Annotated in this window: 14 protein-coding genes; 2 read left to right on the top strand and 12 right to left on the bottom strand. The window is 62.1% G+C overall.

Going from position 1 to position 17,148, the window contains the following annotated elements:
• Positions 1-2: 2 nt before the first annotated feature.
• The 10 genes from hutI to hutC all read right to left on the bottom strand — a co-directional run bounded on the left by hutI (position 3) and on the right by hutC (position 12,305).
• The gene (gene hutI / locus ACODTD_RS14560; protein ID WP_221615522.1) at positions 3-1,208 is read right to left on the bottom strand and encodes an imidazolonepropionase; all 1,206 of its coding nucleotides are present in this window, start codon (positions 1,206-1,208) and stop codon (positions 3-5) included.
• 59 nt (positions 1,209-1,267) lie between these two features.
• Complete coding sequence (gene hutH, locus ACODTD_RS14555) at positions 1,268-2,800, bottom strand: histidine ammonia-lyase (protein ID WP_221615523.1); 1,533 nt, start codon at positions 2,798-2,800, stop codon at positions 1,268-1,270.
• A gap of 117 nt (positions 2,801-2,917) precedes the next feature.
• Positions 2,918-4,441, bottom strand: coding sequence for a histidine ammonia-lyase (hutH, locus tag ACODTD_RS14550; protein ID WP_201817056.1), 1,524 nt, complete (start codon positions 4,439-4,441; stop codon positions 2,918-2,920).
• A 134-nt stretch (positions 4,442-4,575) separates the two neighbouring features.
• Positions 4,576-5,406: a quaternary amine ABC transporter ATP-binding protein gene (locus ACODTD_RS14545; RefSeq protein WP_011332047.1), complete on the bottom strand. Its 831-nt coding sequence runs from the start codon at positions 5,404-5,406 to the stop codon at positions 4,576-4,578.
• Positions 5,403-6,254, bottom strand: a complete 852-nt coding sequence (locus ACODTD_RS14540) for an ABC transporter permease (protein ID WP_007952475.1) — start codon at positions 6,252-6,254, stop codon at positions 5,403-5,405. Before ACODTD_RS14540 ends, ACODTD_RS14545 begins: the two co-directional genes overlap by 4 nt.
• An 84-nt stretch (positions 6,255-6,338) precedes the next feature.
• Complete coding sequence (locus tag ACODTD_RS14535) at positions 6,339-7,307, bottom strand: ABC transporter substrate-binding protein (protein WP_011332046.1); 969 nt, start codon at positions 7,305-7,307, stop codon at positions 6,339-6,341.
• A gap of 70 nt (positions 7,308-7,377) precedes the next feature.
• Positions 7,378-8,850 (bottom strand): purine-cytosine permease family protein, encoded by a 1,473-nt coding sequence (locus ACODTD_RS14530; RefSeq protein WP_489104962.1) that lies wholly within the window; start codon positions 8,848-8,850, stop codon positions 7,378-7,380.
• A gap of 74 nt (positions 8,851-8,924) precedes the next feature.
• The gene (gene hutU / locus ACODTD_RS14525; protein WP_011332044.1) at positions 8,925-10,607 is read right to left on the bottom strand and encodes a urocanate hydratase; all 1,683 of its coding nucleotides are present in this window, start codon (positions 10,605-10,607) and stop codon (positions 8,925-8,927) included.
• A 421-nt stretch (positions 10,608-11,028) separates the two neighbouring features.
• Positions 11,029-11,598, bottom strand: coding sequence for a HutD/Ves family protein (locus tag ACODTD_RS14520; RefSeq protein ID WP_011332043.1), 570 nt, complete (start codon positions 11,596-11,598; stop codon positions 11,029-11,031).
• Positions 11,595-12,305, bottom strand: a complete 711-nt coding sequence (gene hutC, locus ACODTD_RS14515) for a histidine utilization transcriptional repressor HutC (RefSeq protein ID WP_170928949.1) — start codon at positions 12,303-12,305, stop codon at positions 11,595-11,597. The genes ACODTD_RS14520 and hutC overlap by 4 nt, the downstream gene beginning before the upstream one ends.
• Positions 12,306-12,451: 146 nt before the next feature.
• On the opposite strand from hutC, the gene ACODTD_RS14510 reads away from it, so the two are divergent.
• Complete coding sequence (locus ACODTD_RS14510; protein WP_011332041.1) at positions 12,452-13,816, top strand: formimidoylglutamate deiminase; 1,365 nt, start codon at positions 12,452-12,454, stop codon at positions 13,814-13,816.
• Between the two features lie 137 nt (positions 13,817-13,953).
• Here ACODTD_RS14510 and ACODTD_RS14505 read toward each other — a convergent pair whose 3' ends face one another.
• Together ACODTD_RS14505 and ACODTD_RS14500 are read right to left on the bottom strand one after the other, a co-directional pair.
• A complete protein-coding gene (locus tag ACODTD_RS14505) occupies positions 13,954-14,523 on the bottom strand; it encodes a lipocalin family protein (protein WP_108559160.1) in 570 nt (189 codons plus the stop codon).
• 31 nt (positions 14,524-14,554) lie between these two features.
• On the bottom strand, positions 14,555-14,809 hold the full coding sequence (locus ACODTD_RS14500) for a hypothetical protein (protein WP_007952486.1): 255 nt from the start codon (positions 14,807-14,809) through the stop codon (positions 14,555-14,557).
• Positions 14,810-15,091: 282 nt separating this feature from the next.
• Here ACODTD_RS14500 and ACODTD_RS14495 point away from each other — a divergent pair, with 282 nt between their 5' ends.
• Positions 15,092-16,984, top strand: a complete 1,893-nt coding sequence (locus ACODTD_RS14495) for a methyl-accepting chemotaxis protein (RefSeq protein WP_201817876.1) — start codon at positions 15,092-15,094, stop codon at positions 16,982-16,984.
• Positions 16,985-17,148: the final 164 nt, after the last annotated feature.

Below are 17,148 nucleotides of genomic sequence, written 5' to 3'. Positions count from 1 at the left end.
TCCTACAGACTTGATTCAACGCCGTGACGCACGACGCGTTTGTCCAGTTCACCACCCAGCCAGTACGCCAGATCCGCCGGGCGGTCGATCTGCCAGGCGACAAAATCCGCGACCTTGCCGACTTCCAGCGAACCGTGGGTCTCGGCCATGCCCAGGGCTTGTGCCGCATGAATGGTCGCGCCGGCCAGGGCTTCTTCCGGGGTCATGCGGAAACAGGTGCAGGCCATGTTCAGCATCAGGCGCAACGACAACGCTGGCGAGGTGCCGGGGTTGAGGTCGCTGGCGATGGCGATTTTCACTTTGTGTTTGCGCAGGGCTTCCATCGGCGGCAACTGGGTTTCACGCAGGAAGTAGAACGCGCCCGGCAGCAACACCGCGACGGTGTCGGACTCAGCCATGGCGATGGCGTCGGCTTCGTCCATGAACTCCAGGTGATCGGCGGACAATGCGTGATAACGCGCGGCCAGGCTGGAGCCGTGCAGCGACGACAATTGCTCGGCGTGCAGCTTCACCGGCAGACCGAGTTTTTGCGCGGCGATGAACACCCGCTCGACCTGCTCCGGCGAAAACGCCAGGTATTCGCAGAAGGCATCCACCGCATCCACCAGGCCTTCGGCAGCCAGCGCGGGGAGCATTTCGGCGCAGATGTGATCGATGTAATCATCGGCGCGATCCTGGTACTCCGGCGGCAAGGCGTGGGCGGCCAGGCAGGTGCTGCGCACGCTGATCGGCAGCTCGGCGGCGAGGCGACGGATGACCCGCAGGATCTTGCGCTCGCTGGCCAGATCGAGGCCGTAGCCGGATTTCATTTCGACCGTGGTCACGCCGTCGCGCATCAGGCTTTTCAGACGTTTGGCGGCGCTGGCGAACAGCTCGTCTTCCGAGGCCTCACGCGTGGCACGCACGGTGCTGGCGATGCCGCCGCCGGCCGCTGCGATTTCGGCATAGCTGACGCCTTGCAGGCGCTTCTCGAACTCGCCGCTGCGGTTGCCGCCGAACACGGTGTGGGTGTGGCAGTCGATCAGGCCGGGAGTGACCCACGCGCCTTGCAGGTCATTGACCGCCGGGTATTCGCCTGACGGCAATTGGCTGCGCGGGCCGATCCACTCGATGAGTGCACCGGACGTCACGATGGCCGCATCCTCGATGATCGAGTAGACGCCTTGCGCCATGGTTGCGACGTGGCAGTGTTGCCAGAGGGTTTTCATCCCAAGTCCTCGTCTTGTGATCGTTCCCACGCTCTGCGTGGGAACGATCAGTGGTGGGGTTAAAGGCTCGGCAGCAACTTCGTCGGAACCAGTTCAGTCAGAACCCGCGAAGCCAACAGTTCGGTCGCCGCATTGATGTCCGGCGCGAAGAAGCGGTCCTTCTCGTAGAACGGCACTTCGCGACGCAGAATCCCACGGGCCTGTTCCAGTTTGGCCGAGGTCTTCAGGCCGTTGCGCAGGTCCAGGCCCTGCACCGCCGCCAACCATTCCACCGCGAGGATCCCGCGGGTGTTCTCGGCCATTTCCCACAGGCGCTTGCCGGCAGCCGGGGCCATGGAGACGTGGTCTTCCTGGTTGGCAGAAGTCGGCAGGCTGTCCACCGAATGCGGATGGGACAGCGCCTTGTTTTCGCTGGCCAGGGCCGCAGCGGTCACTTGGGCGATCATGAAACCGGAGTTCACGCCACCGTTGGCCACCAGGAACGGCGGCAGTTGCGACATGTGCTTGTCCATCATCAGCGAGATACGGCGCTCACTCAGGGAACCGATTTCGGCAATGGCCAGCGCCATGTTGTCAGCGGCCATGGCCACTGGTTCGGCGTGGAAGTTGCCGCCGGAAATCACGTCGCCTTCGGCCGCGAACACCAGCGGGTTGTCGGATACGGCGTTGGCTTCGATGGCCAGCACTTCGGCGGCCTGGCGGAACTGAGTCAGACACGCACCCATGACTTGCGGCTGGCAACGCAGCGAATACGGGTCCTGAACCTTCTCGCAGTTCTGGTGCGAGTCGGAGACTTCGCTGCGCTCGCCCAGCAGATCGCGGTAAGCGGCAGCGGCGTCGATCTGGCCTTTCTGGCCACGGGCGGCGTGGATGCGCGCATCGAACGGCGAACGCGAGCCCAGCACCGCTTCCACCGTCAGACCGCCCAGCGCCAGCGCGCCGGCGAACAGGTCTTCACCTTCGAACAGACCACGCAACGCGAATGCAGTGGAAACCTGAGTACCGTTGAGCAGCGCCAGACCTTCTTTCGCCGCCAGCGTCAGCGGCGTCAGACCGGCGACTTTCAGCGCTTCGGTCGCATCCATCCACTCGCCCTTGTGGCGCGCCTTGCCCTCGCCCAGCAGCACCAGCGACATGTGCGCCAATGGCGCCAAGTCACCGGAGGCACCGACCGAGCCTTTCAACGGAATGTGCGGATATACCTCGGCGTTGATCAGGGCGATCAGCGCATCGATCACCACCCGACGGATGCCGGAGAAACCACGGCTGAGGCTGTTGACCTTGAGCACCATGATCAGGCGCACCAGCTCATCGCTGATCGGCTGGCCGACGCCGGCGGCGTGGGACAGCACCAGCGAGCGCTGGAGGTTTTCCAGGTCTTCGCTGGCGATGCGGGTCGAGGCCAGCAGGCCGAAACCGGTGTTGATGCCGTAGGCGGTGCGGTTTTCCGCGAGGATCTGCTCGACGCAGGCCACGCTGGCTTCGATCTGCGCGCTGGCGCTGTTGTCGAGGGTCAGCTTGACCGGGTTCTGATAAACGTCACGCAGTTGGGCCAGGCTCAGTTGGCCGGGGATCAGGTTCAGCGCAGTCATTTAAATGCTCCTTTTGAGGCATTGTTATTAACTACCAGTCGCTCCGGAGCATTCCGTTATCCGTCGCCTCTCGTCTTTTGGACGATCCGCGCCTTGGCACGCTGGTATGGGTAGTTGTCAGTGCAGATTGGGTAATGCGTTGTGCAGCAGATCCGGGTCTTTCAGAACGCTTGCAGCAGCGGCGATGTCCGGCGCCAGCCAGCGGTCCTGATCGTAGGCCGGGACTTTTTCGCGCAGCAGTCGCCAGGCGGTATCGGTGCCTGCGCCGAAGCGCTGTTCCTTGAGAAATTCAAACGCCTGGGCCGCCAGCAGGTACTCGATGGCGAGGATCTGCGTGCAGTTTTCCAGCGCGCGATGCAGCTTCAGCGCGGCGTTGGTGCCCATGCTCAGATGGTCTTCCTGCAGGCCCGAGGTGACGTAGTTGTCTAGCACCGCCGGTTGCGCCAACTGGCGGTTTTCCGCGCACAGCGACGCGGCGACGTATTGCACGATCATCATCCCGGAGTTCACCCCCGGATTGGCCACCAGAAACGCCGGCAGACCGCTGACGTGCGGGTTGATCAGGCGATCCAGACGCCGCTCGGCAATCGAGCCGATTTCGGCCATCGCAATCGCCAGCAGATCCGCCGCCAGCGCCACCGATTGTCCGTGCGGGTTGGCCTGGGACATGACACGGAAGTCATCCGGCGTGCCCAGCAGCAACGGGTTGTCGGTGCAGCCGTTGAGCTCGGTTTCGATCTGTTTGATCGCGTGTTCCAGTTGATCGCGGGCAGCACCGTGCACCTGCGGGATCGAGCGGATGCTCAAGGCATCCTGAGTGCGAATGCCCTTGCTCGACGCAATCACTTCACTGCCATCGAGCAAGGCGCGCAGATTGACGCCGACTTGCTGCATGCCCGGATGCGGTTTGAGCGCGATGATTTCGGCATCGAAGGCGGCGATCTGGCCACGCTGGGCCTCGAAGCTCATGGCACCGATCACGTCCGCCCATTGCACCAGACGCGTGGCGTCGGCGATCGCCAGGCAACCGAGTCCGGTCATGCACGGCGTGCCGTTGACCAGACACAGACCGTCCTTCGCCCCGAGCTGCACCGGTTGCAGGCCCTCTTCGGCCAGCGCCTGCTGCGCGCAAACCACTTGCCCGCGATAGCTGACATTACCCACGCCCAGCAGCGCGATGCCGATGTGCGCCATGTGGGTCAGGTAACCCACCGAACCCTGGGACGGCACTTGCGGGGTGATGCCGCGATTGAGCAGCGCCAGCAGCGCTTCAACCACCCGGCGATGAATGCCGGATTTGCCGTGGCTGTAGTTGCGGATCGCGGCGCACATGATTGCCCGGGTCTGCTCGTCGGCCAGGACCGGACCGACGCCGCAGGCATGGCTGAGCAAGGTGTTGCGCGACAGCTGACTGAGCTGCTCGTCTTTCAGCGAGACGTTGCACAGCGCACCGAGCCCGGTGTTCACGCCATAGGCGCGTTCGCCGCTGGCGACGATGCGTTGGACGATGCCCTGCGCGTTTTCAATGCGCGCCCAGGTCTGCGCCGACAGCTCGAGCTGCGCGCCGTGACGGGCGACTGCGACCACATCCTGCCAACGCATCGGAGCGTCGGCGATAACGATTTTTTCAGCCTGGGACATCTAAAACCTCATCCGAACATTGATGCAGCTTTGCCGACGCTATCGCGAGCAGGCTCGCTCCCACAGGAGACCGCATTCCAACTGTGGGAGCGAGCCTGCTCGCGATGGGGCCGGCCCAGCCAACACAAATCTGTTTAAACCACCGCCGCCCGCCGCTGCACGAAACGGTCGACATACTCGTCCGCCGGCGAATGCAGGATCTCTTTCGGCGTGCCGACCTGGATCAGGCGGCCGTCCTTGAGGATCGCGATGCGGTTGCCGATGCGCACGGCCTCGTCGAGGTCGTGGGTGATGAAGACGATGGTCTTGTGCAGGGTCTTTTGCAGCTCCAGCAACTGGTCCTGCATCTCGGCGCGGATCAGCGGATCCAGCGCACTGAACGCTTCGTCCATCAGGATGATGTCGGTGTCCGCTGCCAATGCCCGGGCCAGACCTACACGCTGACGCATGCCGCCGGAGAGCTGGTGCGGGTATTTGTTTTCGTAGCCCTTGAGGCCCACGGTGTTGATCCAGTGCAGCGCGCGCTCGGCGCACAGTTGCTTGCTCTCGCCGCGCACTTTCAGGCCATAGGCGACGTTGTCGAGCACGGTCTTGTGCGGCAGCAGACCGAAGCTCTGGAACACCATGCTGATCTTGTGCCGGCGAAATTCGCGCAAGGCGTCCATGTCGTATTGCAGGATGTCCACACCGTCCACCAGGATCGCGCCGCTGGTCGGGTCGATCAGGCGGTTGAAGTGGCGCACCAGGGTCGATTTGCCGGAGCCGGACAGGCCCATGATCACGAAGATCTCGCCGGTGCCGATGCTCAGGGACAAATCATTGACCCCGACCACGCAACCAGTTTCGTTCAGCACCTGATCCTTGGTCTTGCCCTGGCCGACCATCGCCAGAGCGTCCTTGGCGCGGTTGCCGAAAATCTTGAAGACGTTTTTGACTTCGATCTTGCTCACGGTTGCGTTGCTCATTTGCTCACCTCATGCCGTGGCCGACCATACGCCTGGGTAATGCGGTCGATGACCACTGCGAGAATCACGATCGCCAGACCGGCCTCGAGACCGCGTCCGACGTTGAGGGTCTGAATGCCCACCAGCACATCTTCACCCAGGCCACGGGCGCCGATCATCGAGGCGATCACCACCATCGACAGGGCCATCATGGTGGTCTGGTTGATCCCGGCCATGATGCTCGGCAGGGCCAGCGGCAGTTGCACGCCGAACAGTTGCTGCCAGCGGTTGGCGCCGAAGGCGTTGATCGCTTCCATCACTTCGCCGTCGACCTGGCGGATGCCCAGATCGGTCAGACGGATCAGCGGCGGCGCGGCGTAGATCACGGTGGCGAAAATCGCCGGCACCTTGCCCAGGCCGAACAGCATCAGCACCGGAATCAGGTACACGAAGCTCGGCATGGTCTGCATGATGTCAAGCAGCGGCATCAGCACCGAACGCAGGCGATTGCTGCGCGCCGAGAGAATCCCCAGCGGTACGCCGATCAGCACCGAAATGACCGTCGCCACCATCATCAGCGCGAGGGTCTGCATCAACTTGTCCCACAGGCCGACGGCACCGACCAGGAACAACAGACCGACGATCACGGCGGTGGTCACGACTTTGCGCGTTGCGTGCCAGGCCACGACACCGACGATGGCCAGCATCAACCACCACGGCGCGGCGCGCAGCAGGCCTTCAAGATTGACGATGGCCCACAGCAGGGTGTCGGAGATATGGCGGAACACATCGCCGTAGTTGGTGACCAGCGCATCGACCCAACCGTTGACCCAGTCGGCGATGGAAAAGGTAAAGCTTTCGGGAAACATAAGCGGCTCTCAATCAGGAAACTCAATCAAGCGATTGCGGCGAACACCCCGGCCAGCCTCTCGGTTGGCCGGGAGGAATTCGACCTACAGCGCCGCGTCGATTTTCTTGGCAGCGTCTTCACTCACCCACGCGTGCCAGACTTCAGGATGTTCCTTGAGGAAGATTTTCGCCAGTTTTGGCGACTCGATACGTTCCTTCGCCATGCGGCCCAGGTTCTGGTTCAGCAGGTCGATCGGCAGGTTGACCTTTTCCAGCACGGCCACCAGTTCCGGCGCTTGCTCGTGGAAGGTCTTGGACAGGCCGACCTTGATGGTCACGGTCTTGTCGACGCCCGGTTTCTCTTCCAGTTTCACCGCGTCGATCTGGCCCATCAGCGGGGTTGGCGACCAGTAGTAGAACAGGATCGGCTCGCCACGCTTGTAGCTCGACAGCACAGCCGCATCCAGCGCTGGACCTGTGCCCGGACGGAAGTTGGTGTAGCTGTTTTCCAGACCGTAGCTTTTCAGCATTTCGCTATTGTCCAGCTCGCAGGTCCAGCCGGCCGGGCAGTTGTAGAAGCGGCCCTTGGAAGGTTCTTCGGCGTCCTTGAAGATGGCCGAGTATTTGCCCAGGTCGGCAATGTTTTTCAGGTCCGGCGCCTTGGCTTCGAGTTTGCGCTTGGCGTCGCCTTCGATCACGTAGCGCGGCACGTACCAGCCTTCGATCGCACCCACCACCGGGGCGCCGACACCGACGACCTTGCCGGCCTTCTCGGCCTTGTTCCAGACCTCGCTGCGGCCGACCCATTCTTCGGCGAAGATCTGGATGTCGTTGCTGCTCAGGGCGTTCTCCATGGTGATGGAGTTGCCCGGCAGGCTGTCGGTCTTGCAGTCGTAACCTTTTTCCAGCACCACTTGCAGAACGTCGGTCAGCAGCATGCCGCTTTCCCAGTTCAGGCCGGCGAATTTCACCGGTTTGCCGGACTCGCACCAGCCGGCGGCCTGGGTCGCGCCGGCGCTGGCCAGCAGGCCCATGGAAAGCAAGGTGGTCAGCAGGGTCTTGTTCGATTTCATTGTTGTGACGCTCCTAATCATGAATTGGCTTACGGCAGTCAAGAGGCATCCAGCCCTGTCCACGTCCAAATCAGGTCTGCGCCGCAGCGCGACCGGCCCCGCTTGTTTTAGGTTGTACAACGCTGTCCTGCTCGACGGGCAGAATCAGTCGATCGGGTACGGTGCCGTGCCATTTTTTCGCGCAGACGTAGTACAGCGCTGCGGGCAGCACGAGACCGATGATCCAGGAAATATCCACATCCCCCAGGGCCGCTACCAATGGACCGGTATAGAACTTGGTGGAGATGAACGGCAGTTGCACCAGCACCCCGAACACATAAACGCTGATACCGAGGAGGTTCCAGCGGCCGTAGCGACCGTTCGGATCCGCCAGCGCTGGTACGTCATAGCGCTCGCGAGTGATGCAGTAGTAGTCCACCAGGTTGATCGCGCTCCACGGCGTGAAGAACGCCAGCAGGAACAGGATGAAGGACTTGAACGCACCGAGGAACGAGTGCTGGCCGAGCAGCGCGATCAGGGTCGCCGCGCCGACGATCCCCAGCACGAACACCAGACGCTGCATGCGGGTGACCGTCAGGTGGCCACGGAAGCCGCTGATGATGGTCGCGATGCACATGAAGCTGCCGTAGGAGTTCAGGGTGGAGATGGTGACCTTGCCGAACGCGATGCTGAAATACAGCAGCGCGGCGGTGGCACCGGTTCCGCCCAGACCGACGATGTAAGCGACTTCATGACCGGCGAATTGCCCGTTGGCCGAAGCGGCCGCGAACACACCGAGGATCATCGCCACCTGCGCACCGATCACCGAACCGGCACCGGCGGCGAAGAAGGTTTTCACCGAAGACACCTTGCTCGGCAGGTAACGCGAGTAGTCCGCCACGTACGGGCCGAAAGCGATCTGCCAAGAGGCCGCAAGCGACACCGCCAGCAGGAAACTGCTCCAGCTGAAATGGCGGATTTGCAGAAGTGCACCGACGTCCACCTGACTCATCAGACGGCTGAACAGGTACACGAAAGCGATCACACCAATGACACTGGCGATGCGGCCGATCCAGTGGATCACCCGATAGCCGAGCACCGTGACCACCACGATGACGCTGGCGAAAAGCAGGATGCCGACGGTGTCGCTGACCCCGAACAACTGGCCCAGCGCCTGACCGGACAGCACCGTTCCGGTGGCGGTGAAGCCCAGATACATCAGGCACACCAGCACGATCGGAATCGCCGCCCCGTAGACGCCGAACTGCACCCGGCTGGAAATCATCTGCGGCAGGCCAAGCTTCGGCCCTTGCGCCGCATGCAACGCCATCACCCCGCCGCCCAGCAGTTGACCGATCAGCAGACCGATCAACGACCAGAACACATCGCCGCCCAGCACCACGGCCAGGGCCCCGGTGACAATCGCGGTGATTTGCAGGTTGGCACCCATCCACAGGGTGAACTGACTGAACAGACGACCGTGTCTTTCCGCTTCCGGGATGTAGTCGATCGAACGCCTTTCGATCAACGGTTTACTGCCTGCACGATCGGTGTTGCCCGCCATGATTCAACCTCTGTGGATTGTTCTGGTTATTGTTGTGGCCCTGCGGGAGCGAGGGTGCCCGCTCCCGCAGATGTTCACTTGCCGGTGATCATCGGCAGGTTCAGCCCTTGTTCCTTGGCGCAGTCGATGGCGATCTGGTAACCGGCATCGGCGTGACGCATGACACCGGTGCCCGGGTCGTTGTGCAGCACGCGAGCGATACGCTCGGCCGCTTCGTCGGTACCGTCGCAGACAATCACCATGCCCGAGTGCTGGGAGAAGCCCATGCCGACGCCGCCGCCGTGGTGCAGAGACACCCAGGTCGCACCGCTCGCGGTGTTCAGCAGGGCATTCAGCAGCGGCCAGTCGGAGACTGCGTCGGAGCCGTCCTGCATGGATTCGGTTTCACGGTTCGGGCTGGATACGGAGCCGGAGTCGAGGTGGTCGCGACCGATCACGATCGGAGCCGACAGCTCGCCGCTGCGGACCATTTCGTTGAACGCCAGACCGAGCTTGGCGCGCAGACCCAGGCCGACCCAGCAGATACGCGCCGGCAGACCCTGGAAGCTGATGCGCTCGCGGGCCATGTCCAGCCAGTTGTGCAGGTGGGCGTCGTCCGGGATCAGTTCTTTGACTTTGGCGTCGGTCTTGTAGATGTCCTGCGGATCACCCGACAGTGCAGCCCAGCGGAACGGGCCGATGCCACGGCAGAACAGCGGACGGATGTAGGCCGGTACGAAGCCCGGGAAATCGAATGCGTTTTCGACGCCTTCTTCCTGAGCCATCTGACGGATGTTGTTGCCGTAGTCGAAGGTCGGCACGCCCATCTTCTGGAAGTCGAGCATGGCTTTGACGTGCACGGCCATCGATTGCTTGGCGGCCTTGACCACAGCGGCTGGCTCGGTCTTGGCGCGGGCGCGGTATTCGTCCCAGGTCCAGCCGGCCGGCAGATAACCGTTGAGCGGGTCATGGGCGCTGGTCTGGTCGGTGACCATGTCCGGGCGCACGCCGCGCTTGACCAGCTCCGGGAGGATTTCAGCGGCGTTGCCGCACAGGGCGATGGAAACCGCCTTGCCTTCGGAGGTGTATTTGGCGATGCGGGCCAGCGCGTCGTCGAGGTCTTTGGCCTGCTCGTCGACGTAGCGGGTCTTGAGGCGGAAATCGATGCTGATCTGCTGGCATTCGATGTTCAGCGAGCAGGCACCGGCGAGGGTTGCGGCCAGTGGCTGGGCGCCGCCCATGCCGCCGAGACCGGCGGTCAGTACCCACTTGCCGGTGAGGTTGTCGTTGTAGTGCTGGCGACCGGCTTCAACGAAGGTTTCGTAGGTGCCCTGGACGATGCCCTGGCTGCCGATGTAGATCCAGCTGCCGGCGGTCATCTGGCCGTACATGGCCAGGCCTTTGGCGTCGAGTTCGTTGAAGTGTTCCCAGGTCGCCCAGTGCGGCACCAGGTTGGAGTTGGCGATCAGTACGCGCGGGGCGTTGCTGTGGGTCTTGAACACGCCGACCGGCTTGCCCGATTGCACCAGCAGGGTTTCGTCTTCGTTGAGGTTGGTCAGGCTCTCGACGATCTTGTCGTAGCACTCCCAGTTACGCGCCGCGCGGCCGATGCCACCATAGACCACCAGCTCTTTCGGGTTCTCGGCGACTTCCGGGTCGAGGTTGTTCATCAGCATGCGCAGCGGCGCTTCGGTCAGCCAGCTCTTGGCGGTCAGCTTGTTACCGCGGGCGGCACGGATCTCAACATTACGAAACTTAGTAGGCTTATTGTCAGTCACGAAAAAGACTCCTCAGCGATCAATTCAAACCAACCCTGGCAGTGGGCAAGCAGCCTGTGCGCCTCAGTGCGCGACAAGCGAATCAGTGGACGCTGCGGAGAGTCTCGTTCGACTCATACGCATACGTCTTTACTTGTACATACAAGCATATGCAATCAAGCGGCCAACTTGTTGGAGGGCTGTTCAATAAAAATTCCGAACAGGGCTGCAGAGTGCCTGAATCAAGGGCTCTGGCGTTCATGAAATTTTCCGTGGGGTGAATTGAGGGTGGCGAGAGGTTGTTACGGAAGCGCGGTTTTGCGCCACGCTGGGGCGTTCGGTAACAAGTTGGTGCGCATTTCGGGAACGTCGGGACGAAAAAAAACCGCTGCTTTCAAAGCAGCGGTTTTTGATCGTTTCCCACGCAGAGCGTGTGAAGGAATCAGTGCGGGGACAGTTCGATCACGCAGCAGCCGGCATTGACGGCGATCTCGGTCAGCCCGGTGTTACCGTCCAGTTGCAGACAGTCATGGCGGCCGAGTTGCGATGCACTGTCACCGACCGTGACCTCCAGCAGTTCGCTGACGCTGAAGACCAGCACGGTGCTCGCCGAACTGAAAAACCGCTGGTCGCCGTCCAGCCATTGCAGGCGCGCACGGTAACGCTGGGGCGAGTAGATCAGGTTGAAATCGCGGATCGCGCCGCCGAGCAAGGTGCAGGACACCTGGCTTTCGCCGCTGAAGGCAAACGGGTCGAGGGGTAACAGTGGCCGGGTATCGTCGCCGTCGACACACAGGGTCATGCCGTCGCCCTGCAACACCGTGATCACCCGCTGGTAACCGGCGAAGGTCGAAAAACCGCCGGATTCGGCGATGTCGGCAATCGACAGACGCCAGCCAAAACCGTCGAGGCCGGCGCCGGCGTCACGGGTGATTTCCTCGGTGCTGCCGCCGCCGTTTTTCCACGGCATGCGCGGGTAGCCCTCAGCGCGTAAAACCTTCACTTCACTCATTTATGAAACCGACCTTCCAGACGATGACGGGAACCGGGGTGGATCAGGCGCGCCGCCGTCACCGGCTGACGACCCGACCAGGTACGACGACGGATCAAAAGGCAAGGCTCGCCTTTTTCGATCTGCAGCAATTTGCATTCGGACGCTTCGGCAAGGATCGCTTCGACCACGTGCTCGCCTTCGGTCAGCGGCGCGACCTGGTTCAGATAGGCGTAAGGCGTTTGCAGGGTGAAGTCCTGCTTGAGGTATTCCGGGGCGACCAGCGCATTGACGAAACGGTCTTCGATTTGCACCGGAACATCGTTTTCGTAGTGCACGATCAGCGAGTGAAAGACCTTCTGCCCTTCGCGCATGTCCAGCGCCAGCGCGCGCTCGGAACCGGCAGCCTCTTCTTCCAGGGTGATCACCTGGCAAGTGTGGCGATGGCCACGGGAGGCGATTTCGTCGGCGATGTTGTGCACCTCGAACAGCGCGGACTGGCTCTTCGGTTCAGCAACGAAAGTGCCGACGCCTTGCATGCGCACCAGCAGACCGTCGGCGGTCATTTCCCGCAGCGCGCGGTTGATGGTCATGCGGCTGAAACCCAGCTGGCTGACCAGCTCGCTTTCCGACGGCACGCGGTAATGCGGCGGCCAGTTACCGCTGTCGATCTGCTGGGTGATCATCTGTTTGACGCGGGCGTACAAGGGCGCCGGACTGTCGCCCATGTTCGCGGCCAACGGGGAGACTGGAGGCGGAGTCGGCACGGTGGATCCCTGTTCATTGGATGAAAGTTGCTAGCTTGCCGGAGTTTACCGGGCAGGCAAACGTCTGTATATGTATATACAAATAACACACGATGGGGTGCTGAACCATGTCCGCCTTCTTTGCCGAACGCGCGCTGCTGCCTAACGGATGGGCCAACAATGTACGTCTCGAGGTCAGCGCCGATGGCGTGTTGACCCGAATCCAGGCCGATTCCACTGCAGACGGCGCCGAACGGCTGAGCGGTCCGCTGCTGCCGGGGATGCCGAATCTGCACTCCCACGCGTTCCAGCGAGCGATGGCGGGACTGGCGGAAGTGGCCGGCAATCCCAACGACAGTTTCTGGACCTGGCGCGATCTGATGTATCGGCTCGTCGGAAAAATCAGCCCCGATCAGCTCGGTGTGATTGCCCGTCAGCTGTACATCGAAATGCTCAAGGCCGGTTATACCTCGGTCGCCGAATTCCATTACGTCCACCACGATAACAACGGCCAGCCTTACGCCGACCCGGCGGAACTGGCATTGCGCATCAGCCAGGCGGCCAGTTCCGTCGGCATCGGTCTGACCTTGCTGCCCGTGCTCTACAGCCACAGCGGTTTCGGTGGCCAGACGCCGAACGAAGGCCAGCGCCGTTTCATCAACAGCACCGAAAACTACCTGAAGCTGCAATCGCGCCTGCAACCGCTGCTGGCACAGCAAAAGGCGCAGTCGCTGGGCCTGTGCTTTCACTCGTTGCGCGCGGTCACGCCACAGCAGATCAGCGAAGTACTGGCGGCCAGCGACCAGCAATGCCCGGTGCACATCCACATCGCCGAGCAGCAGAAGGAAGTCGACGACTGCCTGAGCTGGAGCGGTCGCCGTCCGCTGCAATGGTTGTACGAAAACACCGAGGTCGATCAGCGCTGGTGCCTGGTGCACGCGACCCACGCCAATCCGGAAGAAGTCACGCTGATGGCCAAGAGTCGCGCCATCGCCGGCCTGTGCCTGACCACAGAGGCCAACCTCGGCGACGGGATTTTCCCGGCGGTGGATTTCCTCGCTCAGGGCGGGCGGATGGGCATCGGCTCCGACAGCCATGTGTCGTTGAGTGTGGTGGAAGAACTGCGCTGGCTGGAATACGGCCAGCGTCTGCGCGATCAGCGGCGCAATCGCTTGTATGGCGCGGATCAGCCGATGGTCGGCCGTACGCTGTATGACGCGGCACTGGACGGTGGCGCTCAGGCACTGGGCCAGCCGATCGGTGCGCTGGAAGTCGGCAAGCGTGCCGACTGGATCGTACTCGATGGCAACGATCCGTATCTGGCCACGGCCAGCGGTGACGGGATTCTCAATCGCTGGCTGTTTGCCGGTGGCGACCGTCAGGTGCGCGATGTGCTGGTCAACGGTCAGTGGGTCGTGCGCGAGGGGCGACATGCCGGGGAGGAGGACAGCAATCGCGCCTTTACCCAGGTCCTGCGAGAGCTTTTGGGCTGACACAAACTTCTGTTACTGATCGTTCCCACGCTCTGCGTGGGAATGCAGCCCGGGACGCTCCGCGTCCCAAAAGCAGACGCAGAGCGTCCATTGAGGCATTCCCACGCGGAGCGTGGGAACGATCAGAACAGGAGAAGTCAGTTGGACGTCTTGGCCATTTGTTGATCCGACGTACGCCAGATCAGGCGCGTGGTGTCATAACCCTGCTGACGCGCCTTGCTCAACAGCTCCTCACGCACCACACCGTTGACGGTCGGCGTGCGGGACAACAGCCACAGGTAGCGACGACTCGGGTCACCGACGAGGGCGGTCTTGTAGTCATCGCTGACGTACAGCACCCAGTATTGACCCTTCGCCACACCCGGAATCAGGCGCGAGAACCAGGTATCGAATTCGACCCACAGCTTGTCGGTCTTGCCCGGCACCTGTGGATAAGCCGTGCCTTTGACTTCTTCCCACGTCCAGTCCGCCGTCAGGCAGCGGTTGTACACCGCCACATTGCCGTCGGGCTTGAGCGAGTAACGGGCTTCGGACTGCGCGCAATTGCGCTGGAAGTACATCGGCAGACGCGCCAGTTCGTACCAGGTGCCCTGGTAACGCTTGAGATTGACACTGTTGACCGTCTTCGGCGCCAGCGGATCTTCACCGGACGTGGCGCAGCCGACCAATACCAGGCCGGCCAAAAGGACAAGCAATAACCGCTTCATTGTTTTTCTCCCGTGGGCGCGAAGCCCCGGTTTACTTCAGGCCTTGGCCGGAAAACATCAGCACTTTGTCACCGGCGTACTGCACGCTGATAAAGCTGTTCTTGTCGCCCCAGGTGCAACTGGACATGCCGAGCGCGCCCGAGCAATCGGTGGGCTTGCCAAGCAGCGTCTCCACTTCGGCCTTGGCCATGCCGGCCGAGAGCTTCGAATAGTTTTCCTGATTGACCTTGCTGCATGCGGCCAACAGCACGCAAAACGACAGAAGGGCGATAGATCGCAGCGACATGGTGTAACTCCTGGAACGGAAGGGGGATGGCATGGCGCCAACCAGAAGCTTAGAAGAGAAAACCCCTGTCTGGTTCCCTGGGAGGCTGGCTATTTGTTAACCCGCTCGTCCGGCTTTTGCCGGTAAATCAGACAGTTTGTAAGGCTATCGAGCATTTCGTCGCTTTTAGCAAAAGGCGCCTAATCTTTGGCGCGTGGCGGTCGAAATAACAGCAGCGCAAAGCCCCAGAGTGTGGCAAATTGCCGCCCTTTCTTGACCAGCCCCTTCGCGGTAGCTCTCTTAATGACCAGAAACATGAAATTCAGCCACAAGATCTTGTTGGCTGCCGCCCTCGTGGTGGCCGTTGCATTCGCCTGTTTCATTTTGTTCAACGACTATCGCCAGCGCGAAGCCCTGCAAAGTAGCACCGAAGCATCGATGCAGGAACTGGGCAGCCTGACCACCAGCAACATCCAGACCTGGCTGGAAAGCCGCATCCAGTTGCTGCAATCGATGGCGCAGCAGGTTGTCGCCGACGGCAACGCCCCGGCCAGCCTGAAACGCATCATCGACCTGCCCGCCTACACCGGCAATTTCCAGCTCAGCTACTTCGGCGGCGCCGACGGCGTGATGTTCTCGGTCCCGGCCGGCAACCGCGCACCGGATTACGACCCGCGCGCCCGTGGCTGGTACAAGGCCGCCAACGCTGCGCAACAGACCATCGTCACCGAACCGTACATCGCCGCCTCGTCGGGCAAACTGGTGATCACCGTCGCCACGCCGGTACAGCGCCAGGGCCAGATGATTGGTGTGGCCGGTGCCGACATTGATCTGTCCAGCGTCAGCGCAATCATCAACTCACTGAACTTCGGCGGCCACGGCCATGCGTTCATCGTCAGCGCCGACGGCAAGATCCTGATCCACCCGGACAGCAAGCTGGTACTCAAGACCCTGGCCGAGGCCTATCCCAACGGCGCGCCGAACGTCAGCCCGGGCCTGAAAGAAGTCGAGTTCGACGGCAAGACCCAACTGATCTCCTTCACCCGCGTCAACGGCGTGCCGTCGGCCGACTGGTACGTGGCGCTGGTGCTGGACAAGGACACCGCGTTCTCGATGCTCAGCGAGTTCCGCACCTCGGCGCTGATCGCGATGGTCATCGCCGTGGTGATCATCATCGCCCTGCTCGGCATGCTGATCCGCGTGCTGATGCAGCCGCTGCTGACCATGGGCCGCGCCATGCACGACATCGCCGAAGGCGAAGGTGACCTGACCAAACGCCTGACCATCCACGGCCACGATGAATTCGGTGCGCTGGGGCTGTCGTTCAACCGTTTCGTCGAGCGCATCCACACCTCGATCCGCGAAGTCTCCTCGGCCACCGGGCAAGTCAACGAAGTCGCGCTGCGCGTGGTCGCGGCGTCGAACTCGTCGATGTTCAACTCCGACCAGCAGGCCTCGCGCACCAATAGCGTGGCCGCCGCGATCAACCAGCTCGGCGCTGCCGCCCAGGAAATCGCCCAGAACGCCGCCCTCGCCTCGCAACACTCAAGCGATGCGCGCAGCCTGGCCGAAGACGGCCAGCAGGTGGTGGACAAGACTATCCACGCGATGCAGCAACTGTCGGCGAAGATCAGCGACTCCTGCGGCAACATCGAAACCCTGAACAGCAACACCGTGAACATCGGGCAGATTCTGGAAGTGATCACCAGCATCTCCCAGCAGACCAACCTGCTGGCGCTCAACGCCGCCATCGAAGCGGCCCGTGCCGGTGAAGCCGGTCGTGGTTTCGCCGTGGTGGCCGACGAAGTCCGCAACCTGGCACACCGCACCCAGGATTCGGCGCAGCAAGTGCAGAAGATGATTGAAGAGCTGCAAGTCGGCGCGCGTCAGGCGGTCGGCATCATGACCGAGAGCCAGCGTGAGAGCGAAAGCAGCGTCGGCATCGCCAACCAGGCCGGCGAACGTCTGGGCAGCGTGACCCAGCGCATCGGCGAGATCGACGGCATGAACCAGTCGGTGGCGACCGCGACGGAAGAGCAGACGGCGGTGGTCGAGTCGATCAACGTGGATATCAACGAGATCAATACGCTGAACCAGGAAGGCGTGGAGAACTTGCAGGCGACGTTGCGGGCTTGTGCGGATCTGGAGCAGCAGGCTGCGCGACTCAAGCAGTTGGTGGGTAGTTTCAGAATCTGAAGATCAAGAGCAACCCCCTCACCCCAACCCTCTCCCCCAAGGGGGCGAGGGGGAAAGGGAGCCGATCTCCATGCCTTTCAAATCCGGCGTTCGACTCTGGACCTTCAGGTCGATGTATCACGACCAAACACCTCGGTCAGTCCCCTCTCCCTCTGGGAGAGGGT

The sequence above is a fragment of the Pseudomonas sp. FG35 genome (genome assembly GCF_057809295.1).
Note: the sequence above shows the minus strand (reverse complement) of the source record. Positions and strands in the feature narration are given on the sequence as shown.

What these genes read in the sequence shown, in the direction of transcription:
- ACODTD_RS14510 (WP_011332041.1), top strand. Translation starts at nt 12,452, where the DNA reads ATGTCCGCCTTCTTTGCCGAACGCGCGCTGCTGCCTAACGGATGGGCC.
- ACODTD_RS14495 (WP_201817876.1), top strand. Translation starts at nt 15,092, where the DNA reads ATGACCAGAAACATGAAATTCAGCCACAAGATCTTGTTGGCTGCCGCC.
- ACODTD_RS14520 (WP_011332043.1), bottom strand. Translation starts at nt 11,598, where the DNA reads ATGAGTGAAGTGAAGGTTTTACGCGCTGAGGGCTACCCGCGCATGCCG.
- ACODTD_RS14505 (WP_108559160.1), bottom strand. Translation starts at nt 14,523, where the DNA reads ATGAAGCGGTTATTGCTTGTCCTTTTGGCCGGCCTGGTATTGGTCGGC.
- ACODTD_RS14545 (WP_011332047.1), bottom strand. Translation starts at nt 5,406, where the DNA reads ATGAGCAACGCAACCGTGAGCAAGATCGAAGTCAAAAACGTCTTCAAG.
- ACODTD_RS14535 (WP_011332046.1), bottom strand. Translation starts at nt 7,307, where the DNA reads ATGAAATCGAACAAGACCCTGCTGACCACCTTGCTTTCCATGGGCCTG.
- ACODTD_RS14500 (WP_007952486.1), bottom strand. Translation starts at nt 14,809, where the DNA reads ATGTCGCTGCGATCTATCGCCCTTCTGTCGTTTTGCGTGCTGTTGGCC.
- hutC (WP_170928949.1), bottom strand. Translation starts at nt 12,305, where the DNA reads ATGGGCGACAGTCCGGCGCCCTTGTACGCCCGCGTCAAACAGATGATC.
- hutH (WP_201817056.1), bottom strand. Translation starts at nt 4,441, where the DNA reads ATGTCCCAGGCTGAAAAAATCGTTATCGCCGACGCTCCGATGCGTTGG.
- hutI (WP_221615522.1), bottom strand. Translation starts at nt 1,208, where the DNA reads ATGAAAACCCTCTGGCAACACTGCCACGTCGCAACCATGGCGCAAGGC.
- hutH (WP_221615523.1), bottom strand. Translation starts at nt 2,800, where the DNA reads ATGACTGCGCTGAACCTGATCCCCGGCCAACTGAGCCTGGCCCAACTG.
- ACODTD_RS14540 (WP_007952475.1), bottom strand. Translation starts at nt 6,254, where the DNA reads ATGTTTCCCGAAAGCTTTACCTTTTCCATCGCCGACTGGGTCAACGGT.
- ACODTD_RS14530 (WP_489104962.1), bottom strand. Translation starts at nt 8,850, where the DNA reads ATGGCGGGCAACACCGATCGTGCAGGCAGTAAACCGTTGATCGAAAGG.